This is a genomic window from Persicobacter psychrovividus, assembly GCF_036492425.1.
GTDB lineage: Bacteria > Bacteroidota > Bacteroidia > Cytophagales > Cyclobacteriaceae > Persicobacter > Persicobacter psychrovividus.
Genome location: NZ_AP025292.1, coordinates 2,436,227 through 2,456,162, shown reverse-complemented (window position 1 = coordinate 2,456,162; position 19,936 = coordinate 2,436,227). Strand labels below are relative to the sequence as shown.

Sequence of the window (19,936 nt, the reverse complement as noted above, 5' to 3'; positions counted from 1 at the left end):
ATGAGTGCTCCAAAGAATTATTTGATCGGCATCTATGATGATGAGGACGTGCTACTTCACGGAGTGAAGAAGGTGCGTGACAATAATGTCAAAATCTATGAGGTGTTTACACCTTTCCCTGTGCACGGGCTTGAGCACGCTTTGGGTTACGAGCGTTCTCGCTTGCCTATCGCTGCTTTCCTTTTCGGAGGACTCGGCACTACGCTGGCACTTTTGATGATGACCTATATGATGGGAATTGACTGGCCAATGATTATTGGTGGTAAAGATCATATCGCATTCCCGGATTTTATTCCCGTTACTTTTGAGCTGACGGTACTATTGGCGGCCTTTGGCATGGTAGGGACTTTCTTCGTGATGGTGGGGCTGAAGCCTTACGCCACGGCAGAAGTTTACGACGTGCGCCAAACGGATGACAAGCATGTGATGATTGTTGATTTGGACAAGAATAAAATGGACGAAGAAGTGCTTCGCCAGATTATCAAAGATTCCGGTGCTTCGGAGGTCAATGACAGCAATCGTGGTTTGAACAACGAAAAACAACAAGAAGAATATGCGGTTTAGTTGGAACACATTATGGATGAGTGCCTTGGCAGCAACCGCAATGTTCGGTTGTACCATGGCTGATGGCGATAACCAAGGAGTGGAATATGCACCAAATATGTACCACTCTGTAGCTTATGAGCCACTCAAGCAAATTGATAACAAAGAGGCAGGATCATGGCTTTCTACCCGTGAGGATGGTTTAGGGGAGTTTTTTAACTCCAACGTAAACAACCCGAACAACATGAACATGAGGGAGCCTGTGGCCGGTACGGTGAAGCGCGACGAAAACGGCTTGTTGCCTTATCGTTTGCCTGCCGACAGCCTGGAATATGCCGGTAAAGTGGTAACGAACCCATTCGAGAAAACCGAAGCAATGGTAGAGAATGGCCGTGCCCTTTATAACAAGTTCTGTGTGCAGTGCCATGGTGGTGCCGGGCAAGGCGACGGTAAAGTAGGTAAGGTATTCAAAGGGGTGCCTTCTTATTCTAAAGGTCGTGTGGCAGAAGTTTCCGAAGGTCATATTTTCCATGTGATCACGCACGGTAAAGGACGTATGGGTGCTCACGCTTCTCAGCTGAATCAGAAGGAGCGTTGGGAGATTGTTACTTACGTTCAGCAACTGCAAAAACAATAATTTTTTTGAAACAACGGCAGGGCTTCGGCCTTGCCTAAGAAATAGCTAACATCATGACTGAAAAATTTGACTTTAGCGCTGCAGTTAAAAAACCGTTGATCGGGGTGGCCATTGCCGGTATCCTGTTTTTGATCATCGGTTTTGCGATGGGCATTATGGGTGGTGGTCATCACGACGCCCATGCTGATCACGCTCCGAAGGTGGAGCAAACTGCAGGACATGATGCGCATGGCGCACATGCTGACGCTTCGCATGGCGATGAGCACGCCGCTGGTGGTCACCACGAGGAATTCTCCTGGACCAAGCGCGTGAAAGCCTCATTATGGCATAATGCCGTATTCTTTTTGGGAATCGCAGCCGCAGGTATTCTGTTCTTTGCTGTACAATATGCCGCTCAGGCAGGTTGGTCGGCGCCCGTTCAGCGTATTCCTTTGGCGATGGGTAACTGGTTGCCAATTGGTGCAATCTTGTTGGTGATCATCTCTGTGGTAGCCAACCATGATTTGTTCCACTGGACGCACGAGTACCTTTATGTGAAGGGAACCCCTGAATACGATCCTATCCTGGATGGTAAAAAGGTATTCCTGAACTTCCCATTCTTTGTGGTTCGTATGGTGCTTTATGTAGCATTATGGATTGTAATGTTCTTCCAGCTGAAGAAAAACGCCTTGGCAGAAGATGCCAACGGTGGTGACCAATACTGGTTCAAAGGCCGTAAGTTGTCGGCCATCTACATCATCATCTTTGCGGTTACTGGTGTAACGGCATCATGGGACTGGTTGATGTCGATTGACCCACACTGGTTCTCGACCCTTTACGGTTGGTATGTGATCGCTTCCTGGTGGGTGACTGGCCTGGCATTTATTTGTATGTCGGTGGTGTTGCTGAAAGAAAACGGTTACTTGAAAGAAGTAAACTCAAACCATATCCATGATTTGGGTAAATATGTATTCGCCTTCTCTGTATTCTGGTGTTACTTGTGGTTCTCTCAGTTTTTGTTGATCTATTATGCCAACATTCCAGAGGAAACCATCTACTACGTACAGCGTTTGCAGTCGGGCCCATACAAGCCATTGTTCTTCATTAATATCGCGATCAACTTTATCTTCCCATTCTTCTTCTTAATGACCCGCGATGCGAAGCGTCACGGATTGTTCCTGAAGATTGCTTGTCCGGCAGTAATTGCTGGTCACTGGTTGGATTTCTACCTGATGGTAGCGCCAGGTATTTTGAAAGGCAACGGCGGTTTAACCTTCATTGATTTAGGATTCTTCCTGGTGTTCGGCGTAGCCTTCATCTGGGTATTCCTGACCAATTTGGCCAAGCACCCATTGGTGGCGCCAAATCATCCAATGATGGAAGAAGCAAAACATCATCATATTTAATTTGAGCATATAGTTTTATGTAAAGCCTCAGGTCAGTCATTGACCTGGGGCTTTTTTTTATGGTAAAGCACAATAATGTTGATCTTTAAAAAGTTCAATAATTTCGTTTATAATGTTATTATTAGTACTTTATATTGATTTCAATATTCATTTACTTTTAATTGACTCAATGAAAAACACAACCTACTTATTGGTGCTTCTGATGGGGCTTCTCTTTGGAGCATGTGCCACCCAGGAACATCAGGGCGAGCCCACAGGCACGGGTATGCGCACCGAAACTGGCGCCAATGGCATTTCCTATCAGTATGTGGAAGGCGACCCGCTGAAGGCCCGTATTTACACCCTCGATAATGGGCTGAAAGTTTACCTTTCGAAATACAACGCCACCCCTCGTATTCAGACTTACATCGCCGTGAAAGCTGGCGGGAAGTATGACCCTACTGATGCGACAGGACTCGCACATTACCTCGAGCACATGATGTTCAAGGGGACCTCAAAGTTCGGGACGCAGGACTGGGCGCAGGAAAAAGTTTTGCTCGACAGCATTGAGCAGATGTTTGAGCACTATCGCACCCTCGATGACCCTGAGGAGAGAAAGGCCTATTATGCGAAGATAGATCAGGTAAGCCTTGAGGCCTCTAAATTTGCCATCGCCAATGAGTATGATAAAATGCTCAGTAGTATGGGTGCTACCGGGACGAACGCCTACACAACGGAAGACAGAACAGTTTATGTGAATGATATTCCTGCCAATGCTGTTGATAAATGGCTGAAAGTGGAAGCGGAACGCTTCTCGATGGAGGTCAACCGTTTGTTTCATACCGAGCTTGAGGCGGTTTATGAAGAGAAAAACCGGTCACTTGATAATGACGGATGGCAGGTTTATGAAACCATGTCGAAAACACTCTTTCCAGATCATAAGTATGGTAAGCAAACGGTTATCGGAACAATTGACCACCTGAAAAACCCTTCGATCACCAAAATTAAAGCATACTTCAGCAAATATTATGTGCCCAACAATGTGGCGATTTGTATGAGTGGTGATCTGGATTATGACGAAACCATCGCTAAAATTCAGGAGCATTTCGGCGGCTGGGAAGCAAAGCCGCTGGCCGCTTACGAACAGCAGAAATCTGCACCATTATCAGCAATTCAGGAGAAAACCATTACCGGTCCTGAGGCTGAATATGTACAGATAGGCTTTAAAATTCCAGGAAATATGGCGGAAGAGCGGACGGTGGCCAAGCTGGCTGATATGATCCTCTCCAACAGTAGTGCGGGATTAATTGACCTGAACCTTTCGCAATCGCAGAAGGTGCTGAACCCTTATTCTTATGTGTCTGCCAACAACGATTACTCGACCTTTATTTTACACGGCGCACCTCGTGAGGGGCAATCCCTCGAAGAGGTCAAAGACCTGTTGCTTGAACAAGTCAATAAGCTCAAGAAAGGGGAGTTTGATGATTGGTTGATTGATGCCATTGTGAACGATTTCCGAATTTCGACCATCCGTGAGCAGGAGAGTAACGCCAAGCGTGCGGCCAACTTTGTTACGGCTTTCACCAATGATATCAGCTGGGCTGATTATGTGGATGATGATGAGCAAATGAAAGCACTGACGAAGCAGGATGTGATGGATTATGCCAATGAATACCTCGGTGATAACTATGTGGTGATCTATAAAAAGACAGGTGAAAAGGAAGTGAGTCAGAAGGTGGAAAAACCACAGATCACAGAGGTACACCTGAACAGGGATAAATCTTCGGCTTTCCTTGCGGAAGTGAACGGTCAGCCAATGCCCGACCTGAAGCCCGTATTTGTGGACTTCAAGAATGATATGGCCGTTGGCGCCATGAAGCAGGATATTGCGGTATGGTATAAGCAGAACACAGAAAATGATTTGTTCTCGCTGGTTTATCAACTCGACAGGGGCTCAAACAACGATCCGGTGTTGGCACATGCGGTAAACTACCTTTCTTACCTTGGTACAGACAAACTCTCGGCTGAAGCCTTAAAGCAGGAGTTTTACAAGCTCGGCTGTGATTACGGGGTTTATTCCGGCGACCGTAAGGTGTATGTAAGCCTCTCTGGCCTCACGGAGAATTTTGAGCCTGCACTGGAAATGTTTGAAGATTTGCTCAAAAATGTAAAAGCGGATGAGCAGGCCTTGACCAACATGATTGACGGCAAACTGAAACAACGTGCAGACCTTGTGAAGAACAAGCAGGCCCTGTTGTTTTCTGGCCTGAGGGCTTATGCAGCCTACGGTAAAAAATCGCCAACAAGACATGATCTGTCCAATAGTCAGTTAAAAGCACTGAAAGCAGATCAGCTGATTGATAAAATCCATCATATGTTGGATTATACCCACAAGGTGGAATATTACGGTCCGCTCGAAATGGAAACGCTCGTGAGTGTGCTGGATGAAAAACACCAGCTACCTGCAACTTTGAAAGCATTGCCCGAAGAAGTGGACTTTAAGGTTTTGGAGGCGGAAAAACCTCAGGTCTTTTGGGTAGATTATGACATGCGCCAGGCGGAAGTGGTGATGATCGCTCCGCTGGATACTTACAGCCCGAAGCAAACGGCATTGGTAACGTTGTACAATCAATATTTTGGTGGCGGTATGGGATCCATTGTCTTCACCACGATGCGGGAGTCCAAGGCATTGGCTTATTCGGTGTATGCCGCTTATGTCCCTGCCAATGAAAAGGCCAAGCGCGACATGATGTTTGCTTATATTGGCACGCAATCAGATAAGCTGAAGGATGCCCTTGAAGGCATGACTGACCTATTGAATAACCCTCCTCGGGTCGAGAAAAACTTTGAGGCTTCCAAGGTGGCGGTGCTCAAGAAAATGGAGTCGAGCAGGGTGATTCGTGCAGGCGTACTGAATGCTTATGAGTCCACGCTCCGTAAAGGATTGACCGAAGATCAGACTGAGGAAGTGTATAACGAGCTTAAAAAATTAACCCTTGACGACCTGATGAAATTTCAGCAGCAGATGATCAAAGGAGGGAATTACAATTTGGCGGTGATCGGCAAAAAAGAGAATTTGGACTTTAAGGAGTTGTCGAAATACGGTGACTTGCAGCAGATTAGCCTGGAGGAAATCTTTGGTTTTGAAGAGGATTTAGCCTTATAGTTAAATTAGAATCAATATGAACAAGAGTCATGGAGTAGTCCATGGCTCTTTTTTTTGGTCGAAATGGGCAACAAATACACATTAAAATAGTATTATATTTATATAAATGATATGCATCATGTTTTGTTGTTTGACTCATGTATATTGTTTTTTCGAGGGAAATAGACCGTTATGGTGTTGTGAAGCGCTTTTTGTTGGGATTATTAAGGTTGGGGCTCAAACAGTGTATTTTCGTTTTGGCGTGCTTTCATTCAATTGAATAGCGGTTAAGATATATTTTTCATGGATTTTTATTGCTTGAAAGGAAAAGTCTAACTATTATCGCAATGAATTATGACAGACGTCATATTTTTATTTTTCAACCCAGCCTTTACACAGTTGGTTGAGCATATAGATTTGATAAACTATTACCCTATATAATTAAGAACCACATCCATGCAGAACCTTGTAATTTTAGTCGGGGCTTTCTTTGTTTTGGTAGCGATTTTACTCGTACATCGAATATTTGTACTTGTAGGCGTTGTCAAAGGCACCGATAAAAAGCGAATCACTCCGGCCAACAAATGGAATGCCGCCTTAATGGTGATTTTTCTAACCGTATCCCTGATTGCCTCAGGTTACTATTCCTACGTTCATTTTGACGAATACACCATTCCGATTGCCTCTGAGCACGGCGCCATGACGGACCACCTGTTCTGGGTGACCATGGGGGTTACGGGTGTTGTTTTTCTGATCACTCAGGTATTGTTGTTTGGCTTTGCTTTTAAGTATCAGCATAACGAAAAGAAACCCGCTTTCTTTTACCCTGACAACGGCAAGGTAGAGGCTTTGTGGACGATCGTTCCGGCAATTGTTCTGGCGGCTTTGATTGTTACAGGTTTGAGCACCTGGCATAAAATCACGGGTCCGGCACCTGAAAATGCAGAAGTCATTGAAGTGCTTGGTTATCAGTTTGCATGGAAAGTGCGCTATCCTGGTGCCGATGGTAAACTGGGTAAGCACGATTACCGCCTGATCGATGCAGATAATATGTTCGGGATCGATTTCTCTGACCGTACTGCTTTTGATGATTTCATTCCTCGTGAATTACACATTCCGGTAGATCAGCCTGTAGAGTTGAAAATCCGTGCCCGTGATGTAATCCACTCTGTATTTATTCCTCAGTTCCGCCTGAAAATGGATGCCGTTCCTGGCATGCCAACTCGCTTTCATTTTACAGCTACAAAAACGACGGAACAGATGCGTCAGGAGTTGGGTAACCCGGATTTCAACTATGAATTGGCCTGTAACCAAATTTGTGGCCGTGGTCACTTCGCTATGCGACTTTTGGTAGTGGTGGATTCTCAGGAAGATTACCAGAAATGGAAATCGGAGCAGAAGTCATGGCTGTCGAAGAATCCTGAATATTTGTCAAGGGTTCCTGAAGAGCTGAAAGAACTGGCTTTGGTGAAAACAGGGCAGGCAGAAGAGCCCGCTGGTGCTGAAGTCGCAATAGAAAAAGAAACTTCCCTATAATTCATAATACCTTTAAGATGTCAACTACTGGAACGCAGACGGCGGCACATGTCGAAGATCACGCACATGATGACCACCACGAGCATCACGATAACTTTTGGACCAAATATATTTTCTCTACGGATCATAAAATGATCGGTAAGCAATTTTTGGTGACTGGTATATTCTGGGCCTTGATTGGCGGAGGACTTTCCATGATTTTCCGTCTTCAGCTTGGTTTTCCTGATATGGATTTGGAGTGGATCCGTCCGATTTTGGGAAAATGGATTACACCACAAGGAAAGCTCGATCCCGAGTTTTATCTCGCCCTGGTGACCATGCACGGTACCATTATGGTATTCTTTGTACTGACCGCCGGCTTGTCGGGTACTTTTAGTAATTACCTCATCCCGCTCCAAATTGGAGCCCGCGATATGGCCTCAGGCTTCATGAATATGTTGTCTTACTGGTTCTTTGTCGCTTCAGGCTTGGTAATGCTCCTTTCTTTGTTCATCGAAACAGGGCCTGCCTCCGCAGGTTGGTGGAACTATCCGCCGCTGTCGGCACTGCCGCAGGCAGTTTCTGGCTCAGGACTGGGGATGACGATGTGGCTGGTGGCGATGGCCTTATTTATCGTTTCCTCGCTATTGGGAAGTATCAACTATATCACGACAGTAATTAACCTCCGTACGGTGGGCATGACCCTTACCCGTATGCCATTGACGATCTGGGCATTCTTCCTGACAGCCATTATTGGTGTGTTGTCTTTCCCTGTGTTATTGGCGGCCGCTTTGTTGTTGATCTTCGACCGTGGATTCGGTACCGCTTTCTATTTGTCAGAAATTTATATTGGTGGCGAAGCATTGCCACAGGTAGGTGGCTCACCGATCCTTTATCAGCATTTGTTCTGGTTCCTTGGGCACCCAGAAGTGTATATCGTACTGCTTCCAGCGTTGGGTATTACTTCAGAGGTAATCTCTACCAACTCACGTAAGCCGATCTTCGGTTATCGTGCCATGATTGGTTCTATGCTCGGTATTACGGTTTTGTCTTTCGTTGTATGGGCACACCATATGTTCGTCTCCGGAATGAACCCATTCCTCGGGACAATATTTACCCTCCTTACCCTGATTATTGCCGTGCCGTCGGCCGTTAAGGTCTTCAATTATCTGGCGACACTCTGGAGAGGTAACATTGTATTTACACCCGCAACTTTGTTCTCTATTGGTTTGGTATCCTTGTTCATCTCTGGTGGACTGACGGGGATCTTCCTGGGGAACTCCGCAATTGATATTCAGCTACACGATACCTATTTTGTGGTCGCTCACTTTCACCTCGTAATGGGCTCTGCCTCTTTCTTCGGGCTGATGGCTGGGGTTTATCACTGGTTCCCGAAAATGTTTGGCAGAATGATCGACCCTCGTTTGGGTTATATTCACTTCTGGTTTACTTTCCTCGGCGTGTATCTGGTTTTCTTCCCAATGCATTATATCGGTATTGCAGGTTTCCCACGACACTATTATTCCTTCACGAACTTCCAGGCTTTCAGCGGATTTTCTGATCTGAATGCTTTTGTGTCTGCGGCGGCAATCTTTACCTTCTTTGCGCAATTGGTATTCCTTTTCAACTTCTTCTATTCGATGTACCGTGGACGTCGCGCTCCGCAAAACCCATGGAACTCGACAACTTTGGAATGGACTACTCCAGTAGAGCCAGGGCATGGTAACTGGCCGGGAGAAATTCCTGCTGTTCACCGTTGGCCTTACGATTACTCTAAGCCAAATGCGGAAGCAGACGGATTCGAGGATTTTATTCCTCAAACAGTTCCTTTAACGGAAACCCCCAACTCGAACTTGCCACATGAGCAGGAGCAGTTGAAAGAAGTGCAAAAACAAGTGAATAAATAAGTGATACATTAGGGGAGCGCTGAGCTCCCAAATCTTTTCTTCTATTCCAACAATCCCTTTAGGCTATGATTTCATCCAATCCTGTTTCCAACCGAACATTCAGCATGCTGATCGTGAAGGATCTGATGGCTTTACTGAAAGCAAGACTGTCACTTTTAGTGGCTTTTTCATCGGCTTTTGGTTATGCCATGGCTATGCGTGGTGAGGTGAACTGGGAAACATTATTGATGCTTTCACTCGGTGGCTTCCTGGTTTCCGGTGCCTCGATTACGCTGAATCAAATTCAGGAAAAAGAGTACGACCTGCTAATGAAACGGACGGAAAACCGCCCGATGGCACAAGGTCGACTGACCGACATGGAAGCGTTACTTTATTCCGGTATTGTTGGTACTGCAGGCCTGGTGTTGCTGGTGATTTACACCAACCCACTTACAGTCATTCTGTCGGTGATCTCTTTGGTGCTATATGCTTTTGTATATACACCACTGAAACGCGTTGGTCCTGTGGCGGTATTCGTAGGGGCAATTCCCGGTGCTTTGCCTCCGCTTTTGGGCTGGACAGCCGCAACTGGGGAGATTTCCCTGATCGGGATTATCCTGTTCGGTATTCAGTTTTTCTGGCAATTCCCTCATTTCTGGGCTATTGCATGGGTGGCTGATGAAGATTATAAGAAAGCAGGATTCAAGCTTTTGCCAGTGAATGGTAAAAAGGATATGGAAACCTGTTTACAGATTATCACTTACACTTTATTTCTAATTCCAATAGGGCTTTTGCCTGCCCGTTTTGGAATCACAGGCATTAATTCAGCATTGATTACCACCGTATGCGGGGTGCTGTTTTTAGCACAGACCATCCAGCTGATGCGCTATCAGGACCGCAAGTCCGCTTTGCGTATTATGTTCGGGTCGTTTATTTACCTGCCTATTGTGCAACTGTCATTACTGTTTGACTTGCTTTAATCATTAAACAAATACCACGATGGATACTTCGCTTCATATGAGTGCACAACCCCAAACACCTTTAGCTATGAATGCCCAGAAATTTGCCTTATGGCTGTTTTTGGTGTCAGTTGTCTTGTTGTTTGGCGCATTGACCTCCGCTTATATTGTTAAGGTTTCTGAAACCGGTACGCTCGGAATCAGTTTGCCGACCATCTTCTTATGGAACTCCGCACTGATCGTCTGCTCTTCGGTAACCGCACAGCTTGCTTATCATTTTGCGAAAAAAGATCAGCTTGCCAAAGTGAAAATGATGCTGGTGGCTTCTGCAGTTTTGGGCATTGCCTTTATTTATGGGCAGTTGCTTGCCTGGGATGATCTTATGGCGATGAATATCAACTTTGTGGGCAACCCTGCAGGTTCATTCATTTATGTTTTTACGGGTGTTCATGTTGCGCACCTGGTGAGTGCTATTGTCTTTTTGCTGATCATGCTTTATGCCGCTTTCCGCTTCAAGGTACACTCTCGTAAACTGGACCGTATGGAGATGTTTGTAACCTATTGGCACTTCCTCGGAGGGCTTTGGATCTACCTTTACGTATTTCTGAATTACTATAATTAAAAAAATAACCGACTATAACCTTATCAACCATTATGTCACAAACCTCAACTTTAATTCCTGGCGCTACTGGTGTTTGGGGGGGTGGAAACAAGCCCATGAATGCAAGCTACGGCAAGCTGATGATGTGGTTTTTTCTGCTGTCTGATACCTTCTCTTTTTCTGGGCTTTTGATTGCCTACGGAATGTTGCGATACCGATTCCCGGCTTATCCGCATTCTCCAACGGACTCGTTCCTGCCTTCAGCAGAACATTGGCCGATTCCTGAGCTGGTATTTGATGCTGTTCCATTTTTGCATGGTGTTCACTTGCCTTTGGTATTTGTGGGGATCATGACTTTTATTCTTATCCTGTCTTCAGTAACAATGGTTTTGGCTGTAGAGGCTGGGCACCGTATGGACCGTGAGGCCGTACAGAAATGGATGCTCTGGACGATCGTCGGTGGGATTACTTTCCTGGGCTGTCAGGCTTGGGAATGGGCACACTTTATCGATGGTAAAGGTGTTGGTATGGTAGTCAAGGAACTCGTAGATGGGAAATGGGTGGAAGCCATGGTGTACGGCGCCAATTTGGAAGCCAACGAGTACGGACCTCAGGTTTTTGCCAATCTGTTTTTCTTCATCACTGGTTTCCACGGAACGCACGTGTTGTCAGGGATTATCCTGAATTTCATTATCTTCTATAATGTTGTAGTAGGTACCTATGATAAACGCGGACATTATGAGATGGTGGAAAAAGTAGGACTTTATTGGCACTTTGTCGATTTGGTTTGGGTATTCGTATTTACCTTTTTCTATTTGATCTAAGGAGCATCGAAAGCCTGTCATAGCGCCGTTAAGAAATAAATGTTAGTGGGAGCCGAGTTGTAATTATTCGGAAAATAAGTAGCTCATTTTAGGCTCCACTGCTTTTTTAAAAATATGAAATGATGGAAACGACCAACAACAACATTCAGGTACAACCTGCTGATCCTGCGAAGATCAAGAAAATATGGAAGGTAGCGGGGATTCTTGCCCTGATTACCGCGGTGGAATTCGTGATTGCCTTTACGGTATCTTCAGGAATGCCACGTAACTCTTTGTTTATTTTGCTGACCCTCTGGAAAGCATTCTATATTGTTTCGGAGTTTATGCACCTGAAACATGAACACAAGGTGTTGATCTGGTCATTGGGTCTCCCAGTGGTCTTTATAATTTGGCTTGTAATTGCCTTACTCAACGAAGGCTCGGCGATATTCTCCTATTTTGTAGGATAAGTGTTTAAAAAGTAATAAAATCAGACCTCATCGGTCTGATTTTTATTTTTATGATGAAGAAGAACAAAATTAAACAATCTATATTTCTGTCAGCTTTATTGCTCTTGCCTGTTTTGGTTTACCTTTTTTTACAGGCCTTCGGCGAAAACAGCTATGATCTTCCTGTGCGCTATGCCAAAGATTCGCTCATAACTCAAACCGATTGCGGATCGGTAAAAGTAGCCTCCCTGCTGCTTGACGACAGCGCAGCACAATTGCAGATCAATGGTCAGCTTGCAGGACAAATCAACCTGATGGCTTACGGTGTTCAGCAACCCGAACAACAGGCGGCCTTGCTGCTGGAGCTTAAAGATGCCCTGAAGAAATATCCCAAAGTAGGCTATTGGCTCATGACAGAGGAGCAAGGGGTTACCCCAGAAGGCATCCATACGATTTTGGGAAATGCCACAACTTTAGCCCAAGTTTTTAAATGCCGATTTGCCCTTGAACCACAAGGGGATTGGACATCTACCATTGTGTTGATGGATTCCGCAGGGGATTTGCGGGGATTCTTCGACAGCAAAAAAATGGAGGAAATGGATCGCCTCAAACAAGAAGTTAGCATTTTATACAGTCAGTATTAAACTGAACCCAAACCTAATATTCCATTCTACCCAATTACAATCTTTACAATTATGGAAACAGCTATTGATCAAGAAAAAGGACGAAAATTTATCATTCTTATTGCCCTGCTGAGCTTCATTATCCCAATTGCCGTAGCGGTTTTATTTTTCAGCCCATTTAAAATTGAAATTACTGGCGAATGGGTGAAGATGATCCCCCATTTTAATGCCGTTATCAACTCTGCAACTGCCGTAGCACTGGTGCTGGCGGTGCGTGCGATCAAGCAGAAAAAGGTAGAGCAACATAAACAGTTTATGTTTGCAGCTTTTGTGCTTGGTGCGTTGTTTTTGGTCGGGTATGTGATTTACCATGGTTCCGTGGAAGCCACTATTTTCGGCGATGCCAACCATAATGGGGTGCTCGATACGGCCGAACAAAATTCCCTGGGGATTTTACGAACATTATATCTTGGATTGCTTTTATTACATATTGGCTTGGCAATGGTGGTGCTTCCGTTGGTGTTATTGTCTTATCTTTATGCACTTTCTAATAAGCTGGAAAAGCATCGCAAAATTGTTAAACTTTCATTCCCTATCTGGCTTTTTGTGTCTGTCTCTGGAGTGATCGTTTACCTGATGATTCTTCCTTATTACCAATAAAACTGAAAAGGATGTCTGATGCTATGAAATGGTGCTCGCGAATTTTTACATTGATCGGAATACTGGTGTTTGTTAAAATGCCCGTGTTGGCACAGTGTGCCATGTGTCGTGCCACGGTGGAAAACAATGTCTCTGAAGGAGATATTGGTATTGGTGCAGGGCTAAATACAGGAATTCTCTACCTTTTTATCCTGCCCTATGTGGTCATTTCTACCATTGGATTCTTTTGGTACAGAAGCTCCAAAAGAGAGAAAGAACGCTTGCTCAAAAATCAACATATCATACAGAACGCTGCTCAGCGAACAAATTAAAAAATGCCCGTAAGGGCTTTTTTTGTATCAAATAGATGGTATTTTTGGAGGCCTGCAAGAATAAATAAATGCTTCAGGCTGTTTTTTTGAATTATATTGATGAATAAATAAAATTTGGTACTTCTTTTGTATGAGGTTCCTACATTAAATGACAATTAGAAATTTCTTTTGGTAAGTACATTTCAACTTTTTTCAAAACAGATAAAGATTTATCATCTTAGGTGGCTCCTGATCTCGGGAATAGGCCTCCTATTGGCTATTTTTTTAGAAAAAGGTGCCGTAGGGCAGTTTCAATACCCTAAGGCCTATACGGAGCAGATTCAGACCAAGCTCAATGCCGAGCTCAAAAAAGTGAATGCTGAAATGAGCCTGCTTCGGGATCAGATTCAGGAGGATGGCTATTTTAATGCCGAGCACCTCGGGGATTTTACGCCCACTTACCCAACGACCATATACCTGAATGGAAAGCTGATCTATTGGTCAGACCAAACCTTTGTGCCTTCCTATAAAGAAGTGGCAGGGAATTACCGCTACCATTTTCGGGAAGTGGCACGCAGGGAATCGATCCTTTCGCGGCGGACATTGGAAAAAGGCTCGATCATTTATGAAATTGTAGAGGTCATTCCGCTAAAGGTCAAAGCAAAGACCCACATTACGTATCAGGGGAAAACTTACAATGAGAAAATTTTCACCAATAAGTTACTCCACCTGAAGGCGCAATACCAAAGTTCCAAATTCCGGATTTTCGCTCCCAACGGCAATTTCCTCTGTGGCATTCAGTACGAGATGGGCTATCGACGGGAGATGGCAGACGTCTATTACCTCATTTGGCTGGTGATTTTTCTTTCTATTGCCTGCTTTATCCGTTTTGTATGGATCAATGCGCAATACCTTGCACAGGCAGGGCATTTCGATTTCGGCTTGTTGTTCTTAGTGACTGCCCTGGTCGGTGGGCGATTGCCTTTGCTGTTTTCCCGGGAAACATTCGCCTTCAATGAGATCAAGATCTTTGATCCGAAGATTTTTGCTTCGTCTTTTCTGAACCCCTCACTCGGAGACCTGATCCTGAATCTGTTTTTCCTGTGTATTGTGGTCAATTATATTTTCAGCCATTATTACCGTTCAGGTTTGGTGCGTTATCTGTTTCGTCAATCTTCGCGAACGCTGCATTTTTACGGGCTGATTTTCACCTTTTTTGTTTTTGAACTCGGCTTTTTCGTGTTCAATATTTTTGAGTCGATCAATTACCATTCGCAGTCCAGTTTTTCCATTGGCGTCAATTTGCTGTGGGATAATTTCATGGTTTTCAGTTATTTGTGTGTGGCACTTTCCGCCATGGCATTTATGCTCGGCGAGTCGGTTTTATTGAAGTTGATTTCCAAGTTTTTTTACCGTCAGAATATCCTTTCTACCAGCCTGATCTGGCTTGGGGGAATGGTGCTGGCATTACTGAACAATAACCATTTTGATTTTACAGGCCTGGCGGTGGTTTGCACTGTCGGGGTATTGGTTTTGCTTTCCTGGCGATGGCGCAATTTCCGCAAAAAAGGAAGTATCAGCTATGCAACGGTTTTATACCTGTTTTTGGGGACGATCATCGTTTCGGTGCTGGGAACGATCTCCGTACAGAAATACCAGAGTTATAATTTGGGGGCAAGCCGAGAGCGATTCATCAATAACCTGAATGTTGAAAACGACATTATCGGGGAATATCTGTTGCAGCGCGTCGGGCAAACCATGAGCGAGGATGCCTGGGTGAGTCGCTTAATTACCCACCCGAAGCAGTTGGTGAAGTTCGATGATGAGTATTTTCAGCGACGTTTTCTCAATGACTATTTCGATAAATATACCGCGCAGTTTTATTTCTTTGACCGTGATGGCTTACCGATTTCGGTAAACAATACCGAAACGCTGGATCGGATTCGGGTGGAGTTTCGGAAAACGATGACGGAGACAGACTACCCTTCGGTATATCAACTGAAAGATGCCTCCTTTGGCGCAAACTTGACCTACTCCTGTGTGTTTACCGTTCGGGATCAGGGAGGTGCTGAAGGGTATGTGGTGATCAAACTGGTGCATCAGGATTTGAATCAGAACAGTGTTTTTCCGTTGCTGTTAATGCACGAGAAGAAAAAAAATAACAGTTATGATGAGTCGAAGTTCAGCTACGCGGACTTTGCTTTTGATGAACTGCAATTTCAGAGTGGCGCTTACAATTACGCCAAATTTTTCAATCAGGATTTATTGCAGAATCCTGCGCTTTACGAAAGTGGCGTTGTGGTGAATGGCTATCGGCATATTGGCATCCGCGAGAAGGAAAACCGTGTTCGGGTGGTTACACACGCCGTTTATGGGCTCTATGACCTGTACACGGATTTTGCTTATATCTTCCTGATCATGATTTTGCTGGCCTCCCTGGTGGTGGTAAGCTTTGGTTTCCTGATGCTTTCGCAGAATGTAAAACTGAACTTCGTTGCCAAGATTCAGATCTACCTGAACTCGGCCTTTTTGGTGCCGCTGTTGGCGCTTTCGGTTACCACACTGAGTATGATGGTCAACACTTCCAAGCGATCGGTAATCAGCTCCTACAGCTCCAAGGCGGAAGGGCTTGCCAATAACCTCAACGAGGTGATGGTGCGTTATCATGACCGCATTTTTGACAAAAAAGATATTGTGGCGGAAATTGCCAAGGTGGCGAATATTTCCTCGCTTGATATTGCGCTTTATGATGTGCGCGGAAAACTCATTACTTCCAATCAGCCGATGATCTTTCAGCGGCAGTTACTCTCGAATCACATTAACCCGAAAGCATTGCGGGCCTTGGTTTTTGAAGGTGAGCAAAAAGTGGTTTTTGATGAATATGCTGGTGATTACGAATACAAACAAGTGTATGTAGCCTTACGCTCCGCCTTGGATGGCACACTGATGGGGATTATCGGGGTACCTTTCTTTCCTGTAAATCCAATTTCAGACCCCTTGCTTAACGAGGGCGTGAACAGTATTATCAATCTGTTTACCGTGATTTTCATCATCTTCCTTTCGGTGGCTTTCTTTGCATCGAGGTGGCTGACCTACCCGATGACCCTTTTGGCGCAACGGATCCGACAAACAAACCTGACGTCGCTCGATCAGCCCCTGCATTGGCGTTCTGATGATGAAATTGGTGCGCTGGTGAAGGAATACAACCGGATGTTGCGGAAGCTTTCCGACAATAAATTGCAGATGGCACAAACGGAAAAGCAATCTGCCTGGCGGGAGATGGCCCAACAGGTGGCGCATGAAATTAAAAATCCGCTGACACCGATGAAGCTGCGCCTGCAATATATGCAAATGGTGATGTCGAATAGTGAAGCAGAGGAAGTGGAGCGGATCCGTGGTGCAATTGATATGCTGCTGGGGCAGGTGGATACCCTCTCGGAAATTGCTACCTCTTTCAGTGAGTTTGCAAAAATGCCGATGCCCATCAAGGAAACTTTTAATTTCTCGACCGAATTGCGCCGAGTGATTGAATTGCATCGAACCCCCGAACGTGGGCAATTGGTGTATCCAGAAATCCCTGATCAAATGATGGTGGAAGGAGATCAGCAACTGATCGGTAGAACATTGTCAAATTTGATAATCAATGGCTTTCAGGCAGTGTCTTCTGATGTTGAACCGCTGATAGAACTTCAGCTTGCCGATCTTGGCGAGGTGATCGAAGTGGCTATTAAAGACAATGGTGTGGGGATCGCTGAGGACATTCAGTCGAAGGTTTTCCTGCCGAACTTCAGTACTAAATTTTCAGGATCAGGCATTGGCCTGGCCATTGCCAAACGAGGGATAGAGCATGCGGGAGGAAAAATCTGGTTTGATTCTGAAGAAGGGAAGGGCACCACTTTCTTTGTGCAGTTGCCAAAGCAAATAACGGTTTGATCGACCCTAAAAAGGCGATCTGAGGTTACTGATGATGGGTCGATGACTTTATTTACCTGATCTATGCTAAAGTCTTCTTTAAATCTAATGTAAATGATTTCCTCGTGCAGGGTATGGATGTCCCAATGCCATTTAGTTAAGGGGTTCAATATGGCACTCGCCTGAATTTGAAATGCCAGTATTGTGGTTGTTCTTACCACCCACCTAACCATTTGAATAATTCAAGGAGAGAAACCAATAATATCGCCGTGGTGTTAGGCGCAAATAATTGCGTTTCTACAGGGTGATGCACTTAACTTAATGATATTGAGGATGCAACTTCATATGTACGCTAAGCCATAAAATACAGTTACCAGTCAAATCACGAGAAGTAAACGGGGGGAACTTTTGTAATTTGTGGGCACTTAACTTAAAGGATTAATCCAGATAATCCCGAACGTCAAAGATGGTCATTCCAAGTGCCTTGCCAGCAGCAATTCCGTGGTCACCGTCTTCAAATACAGCACAATCTTCAGGAGCAACACCCATTAATTCAGCACAGCGGGCGAAAGTCTCAGGGTCAGGTTTGGGCTTGGCAACATCTTCGATCGTTACGATGGTCGTGATGATTTCCTCCAAACCGATGGCTTTCAAGCTATGTGTGGTCAGGTGAGGAATGTTTCCCGTTCCTGCGGACATCGGTAGTTTTCCGTGGTAAGCTTTGGCTACATCTACCGTGATGGAAATCGGCTGAACCTGATCGGCGAGCGCGAGGTAAGCCTCTTCTTTCTCTGCAGAAACCCGCTCAATGTCTAATGAAAGGCCGTGGCGCTGATTAAGCAATGCCGTTACTTCAGTCGTTGGTTTTCCTGCCCATTCATAAAACAGCGATTCTGGGAACTCAAATCCATAGCGGTCAGCAATGGCTTTCCATGCCAAATAATGCGTTGGCATGGTATCAGCCAAAGTTCCATCTACATCAAAGATCAACCCTTTGATGTGCGCAGGGATAATAATCTGCTTTTTCATCGTTTCTTATTTTCTTCAGCGACCATCGCCCTGAGAAGCTTGTTGGCCGAGATAAATTGTTGTAAAGATTCAGGTTCCGCCTTGGTGATTTCTGTATTGGGGCCCTCCCATATTTTATCGCCTTTATAGAGGAAAATAATGTGATCGCCAATTTCGAGTACGGAATTCATATCATGACTTACAACTACCGTGGTGGTGTTATATTCGAGGGTAATTTCCCTGATCAGTCCATCAATAAGAATGGACGTCTGTGGGTCAAGGCCTGAATTGGGCTCATCGCAAAACAGGTATTTGCTGTTATTGATAATGGCTCGGGCAATGCCCACCCGCTTCTGCATACCGCCCGAAATTTCCGAGGGCATTTTGTGATGTGCGTGCTCGAGGCCTACCCGTTTCAGGATATCGGCTACGCGGTCCTCTTTCTCGCTTTCACTGTAATCGGTCAGCATATCAAGGGGGAATTTCACATTTTGAGCCACCGTCTTGGAGTCAAAAAGTGCAGACCCCTGAAACAGCATGCCGATTTCCTGCCGGATTTCTTTTTGCATTTTCAGCTCACAATCATAAAAACTGCGCCCATTGAAAAGCACTTCCCCTTCCTCAGGAGGGTAAAGCCCCACAATTGATTTCAGCAACACGCTTTTTCCTGTACCAGATGCGCCAATAATCATATTGACTTTTCCCTGCTCGAAGGTCCCATTGATATTCCTGAGGATCGATTTCCCCATGAAAGATTTGCTAAGATTTTTTACTTCAATCATGTCAATAAAATTATAATAACAATTCAGCAAGGAAGAAATCAGCCACCAAAATAATCAAACAGCTGTTTGTTACCGCTCTTGTCGATGATTTACCAACCTCCAAAGCACCTCCTGTGGTGAAGAAGCCCTCGTAGGCTGAAACACTCGAAATGATAAAAGCAAAAACAATGGACTTGATCAGTGCAAATGCCACATTCCATGGGATAAATTCTGTGCGAATTCCCTGAATATATTCAACTGGCGTAAGTGCTCCTGTAAGGGTAGTCGATAAGTAACCGCCTGTCAGGCCGAGTGCAATAGCGAGAATGACCAACAAAGGGTAGGTGATCATGGTCGCGGTGATTTTCGGAAGGACCAAATAGCTCGAAGAGTTGATACCCATCACCTCCAGGGCAGAAATCTGCTCGGTGATTCGCATGGTGCCGATTTGCCCAGCAATGCTCGACCCTACTTTTCCGGCAAATACCAGTGCTGTAATGGTTGGGGCAAGCTCAAGAAAGGTCATTTCTCTAACAATAAAGCCAATCACGGTATTGGGGATCAGTGGGTTGGTCATGTTGTAGGCAGTTTGAATAGCCGTAACACCACCAATAAAAGTCGATATCAGTGCAACAATGATGATGGAGTTGTAACCGATCTCCACCGCTTCCTCAAACGTCAATCTAACGTAAAGACTAAATCTTTCTCTATTGACGAAAAGGGATTTAATGAATAAACAATACTTTCCTAAATTCGAAATCATGAATTATCTTAAAGTGG

The 19,936-nt window shown here is 44.9% G+C and carries 17 protein-coding genes; 14 read left to right on the top strand and 3 right to left on the bottom strand.

What is annotated here, in order from left to right:
• The 14 genes from AABK40_RS10520 (at position 1) to AABK40_RS10455 (ending at position 17,408) form a co-directional block, all read left to right on the top strand.
• On the top strand, positions 1 to 564 hold the full coding sequence (locus tag AABK40_RS10520; protein WP_332919954.1) for a DUF3341 domain-containing protein: 564 nt from the start codon (positions 1 to 3) through the stop codon (positions 562 to 564).
• The gene (locus tag AABK40_RS10515) at positions 554 to 1,180 is read left to right on the top strand and encodes a c-type cytochrome (protein WP_332919953.1); all 627 of its coding nucleotides are present in this window, start codon (positions 554 to 556) and stop codon (positions 1,178 to 1,180) included. Before AABK40_RS10520 ends, AABK40_RS10515 begins: the two co-directional genes overlap by 11 nt.
• A gap of 53 nt (positions 1,181 to 1,233) precedes the next feature.
• The gene (locus AABK40_RS10510) at positions 1,234 to 2,565 is read left to right on the top strand and encodes a quinol:cytochrome C oxidoreductase (protein WP_332919952.1); all 1,332 of its coding nucleotides are present in this window, start codon (positions 1,234 to 1,236) and stop codon (positions 2,563 to 2,565) included.
• Between the two features lie 169 nt (positions 2,566 to 2,734).
• Complete coding sequence (locus AABK40_RS10505; protein ID WP_338397008.1) at positions 2,735 to 5,710, top strand: M16 family metallopeptidase; 2,976 nt, start codon at positions 2,735 to 2,737, stop codon at positions 5,708 to 5,710.
• 435 nt (positions 5,711 to 6,145) lie between these two features.
• Complete coding sequence (locus AABK40_RS10500; RefSeq protein WP_332919950.1) at positions 6,146 to 7,225, top strand: cytochrome c oxidase subunit II; 1,080 nt, start codon at positions 6,146 to 6,148, stop codon at positions 7,223 to 7,225.
• Between the two features lie 17 nt (positions 7,226 to 7,242).
• The gene (locus tag AABK40_RS10495; protein ID WP_332919949.1) at positions 7,243 to 9,111 is read left to right on the top strand and encodes a cytochrome c oxidase subunit I; all 1,869 of its coding nucleotides are present in this window, start codon (positions 7,243 to 7,245) and stop codon (positions 9,109 to 9,111) included.
• Between the two features lie 65 nt (positions 9,112 to 9,176).
• Positions 9,177 to 10,070 (top strand): heme o synthase, encoded by an 894-nt coding sequence (gene cyoE / locus AABK40_RS10490; protein ID WP_421953288.1) that lies wholly within the window; start codon positions 9,177 to 9,179, stop codon positions 10,068 to 10,070.
• 67 nt (positions 10,071 to 10,137) lie between these two features.
• Complete coding sequence (locus AABK40_RS10485; RefSeq protein WP_332919948.1) at positions 10,138 to 10,671, top strand: cytochrome c oxidase subunit 3; 534 nt, start codon at positions 10,138 to 10,140, stop codon at positions 10,669 to 10,671.
• A gap of 32 nt (positions 10,672 to 10,703) precedes the next feature.
• Entirely contained in the window at positions 10,704 to 11,474 is a 771-nt protein-coding gene (locus AABK40_RS10480; RefSeq protein ID WP_332919947.1) for a cytochrome c oxidase subunit 3, read from the top strand.
• Between the two features lie 119 nt (positions 11,475 to 11,593).
• Positions 11,594 to 11,923, top strand: a complete 330-nt coding sequence (locus tag AABK40_RS10475) for a cytochrome C oxidase subunit IV family protein (protein ID WP_332919946.1) — start codon at positions 11,594 to 11,596, stop codon at positions 11,921 to 11,923.
• 50 nt (positions 11,924 to 11,973) lie between these two features.
• On the top strand, positions 11,974 to 12,546 hold the full coding sequence (locus AABK40_RS10470; protein ID WP_338397007.1) for a hypothetical protein: 573 nt from the start codon (positions 11,974 to 11,976) through the stop codon (positions 12,544 to 12,546).
• A 51-nt stretch (positions 12,547 to 12,597) separates the two neighbouring features.
• Entirely contained in the window at positions 12,598 to 13,185 is a 588-nt protein-coding gene (locus tag AABK40_RS10465) for a DUF420 domain-containing protein (RefSeq protein ID WP_338397006.1), read from the top strand.
• Between the two features lie 11 nt (positions 13,186 to 13,196).
• Positions 13,197 to 13,496, top strand: a complete 300-nt coding sequence (locus AABK40_RS10460; protein WP_332919943.1) for a hypothetical protein — start codon at positions 13,197 to 13,199, stop codon at positions 13,494 to 13,496.
• Between the two features lie 252 nt (positions 13,497 to 13,748).
• Positions 13,749 to 17,408 (top strand): sensor histidine kinase, encoded by a 3,660-nt coding sequence (locus AABK40_RS10455; RefSeq protein ID WP_338397005.1) that lies wholly within the window; start codon positions 13,749 to 13,751, stop codon positions 17,406 to 17,408.
• Between the two features lie 417 nt (positions 17,409 to 17,825).
• Here AABK40_RS10455 and AABK40_RS10450 read toward each other — a convergent pair whose 3' ends face one another.
• The 3 genes from AABK40_RS10450 to AABK40_RS10440 are packed head-to-tail and all read right to left on the bottom strand — an operon-like array spanning position 17,826 to position 19,916.
• Positions 17,826 to 18,416 (bottom strand): HAD-IA family hydrolase, encoded by a 591-nt coding sequence (locus AABK40_RS10450; RefSeq protein WP_332919941.1) that lies wholly within the window; start codon positions 18,414 to 18,416, stop codon positions 17,826 to 17,828.
• Positions 18,413 to 19,177 carry an ABC transporter ATP-binding protein gene (locus AABK40_RS10445; protein WP_332919940.1) on the bottom strand — a complete coding sequence of 255 codons (765 nt, stop codon included), beginning with the start codon at positions 19,175 to 19,177 and terminating at the stop codon, positions 18,413 to 18,415. The genes AABK40_RS10450 and AABK40_RS10445 overlap by 4 nt, the downstream gene beginning before the upstream one ends.
• A 10-nt stretch (positions 19,178 to 19,187) precedes the next feature.
• On the bottom strand, positions 19,188 to 19,916 hold the full coding sequence (locus AABK40_RS10440) for an MlaE family ABC transporter permease (protein WP_332920118.1): 729 nt from the start codon (positions 19,914 to 19,916) through the stop codon (positions 19,188 to 19,190).
• Positions 19,917 to 19,936: the final 20 nt, after the last annotated feature.

What these genes read in the sequence shown, in the direction of transcription:
- AABK40_RS10470 (WP_338397007.1), top strand. Translation starts at nt 11,974, where the DNA reads ATGATGAAGAAGAACAAAATTAAACAATCTATATTTCTGTCAGCTTTA.
- AABK40_RS10460 (WP_332919943.1), top strand. Translation starts at nt 13,197, where the DNA reads ATGTCTGATGCTATGAAATGGTGCTCGCGAATTTTTACATTGATCGGA.
- AABK40_RS10475 (WP_332919946.1), top strand. Translation starts at nt 11,594, where the DNA reads ATGATGGAAACGACCAACAACAACATTCAGGTACAACCTGCTGATCCT.
- AABK40_RS10505 (WP_338397008.1), top strand. Translation starts at nt 2,735, where the DNA reads ATGAAAAACACAACCTACTTATTGGTGCTTCTGATGGGGCTTCTCTTT.
- AABK40_RS10450 (WP_332919941.1), bottom strand. Translation starts at nt 18,416, where the DNA reads ATGAAAAAGCAGATTATTATCCCTGCGCACATCAAAGGGTTGATCTTT.
- AABK40_RS10520 (WP_332919954.1), top strand. Translation starts at nt 1, where the DNA reads ATGAGTGCTCCAAAGAATTATTTGATCGGCATCTATGATGATGAGGAC.
- AABK40_RS10480 (WP_332919947.1), top strand. Translation starts at nt 10,704, where the DNA reads ATGTCACAAACCTCAACTTTAATTCCTGGCGCTACTGGTGTTTGGGGG.
- AABK40_RS10510 (WP_332919952.1), top strand. Translation starts at nt 1,234, where the DNA reads ATGACTGAAAAATTTGACTTTAGCGCTGCAGTTAAAAAACCGTTGATC.
- cyoE (WP_421953288.1), top strand. Translation starts at nt 9,177, where the DNA reads ATGATTTCATCCAATCCTGTTTCCAACCGAACATTCAGCATGCTGATC.
- AABK40_RS10485 (WP_332919948.1), top strand. Translation starts at nt 10,138, where the DNA reads ATGAATGCCCAGAAATTTGCCTTATGGCTGTTTTTGGTGTCAGTTGTC.
- AABK40_RS10465 (WP_338397006.1), top strand. Translation starts at nt 12,598, where the DNA reads ATGGAAACAGCTATTGATCAAGAAAAAGGACGAAAATTTATCATTCTT.
- AABK40_RS10500 (WP_332919950.1), top strand. Translation starts at nt 6,146, where the DNA reads ATGCAGAACCTTGTAATTTTAGTCGGGGCTTTCTTTGTTTTGGTAGCG.
- AABK40_RS10445 (WP_332919940.1), bottom strand. Translation starts at nt 19,177, where the DNA reads ATGATTGAAGTAAAAAATCTTAGCAAATCTTTCATGGGGAAATCGATC.
- AABK40_RS10495 (WP_332919949.1), top strand. Translation starts at nt 7,243, where the DNA reads ATGTCAACTACTGGAACGCAGACGGCGGCACATGTCGAAGATCACGCA.
- AABK40_RS10515 (WP_332919953.1), top strand. Translation starts at nt 554, where the DNA reads ATGCGGTTTAGTTGGAACACATTATGGATGAGTGCCTTGGCAGCAACC.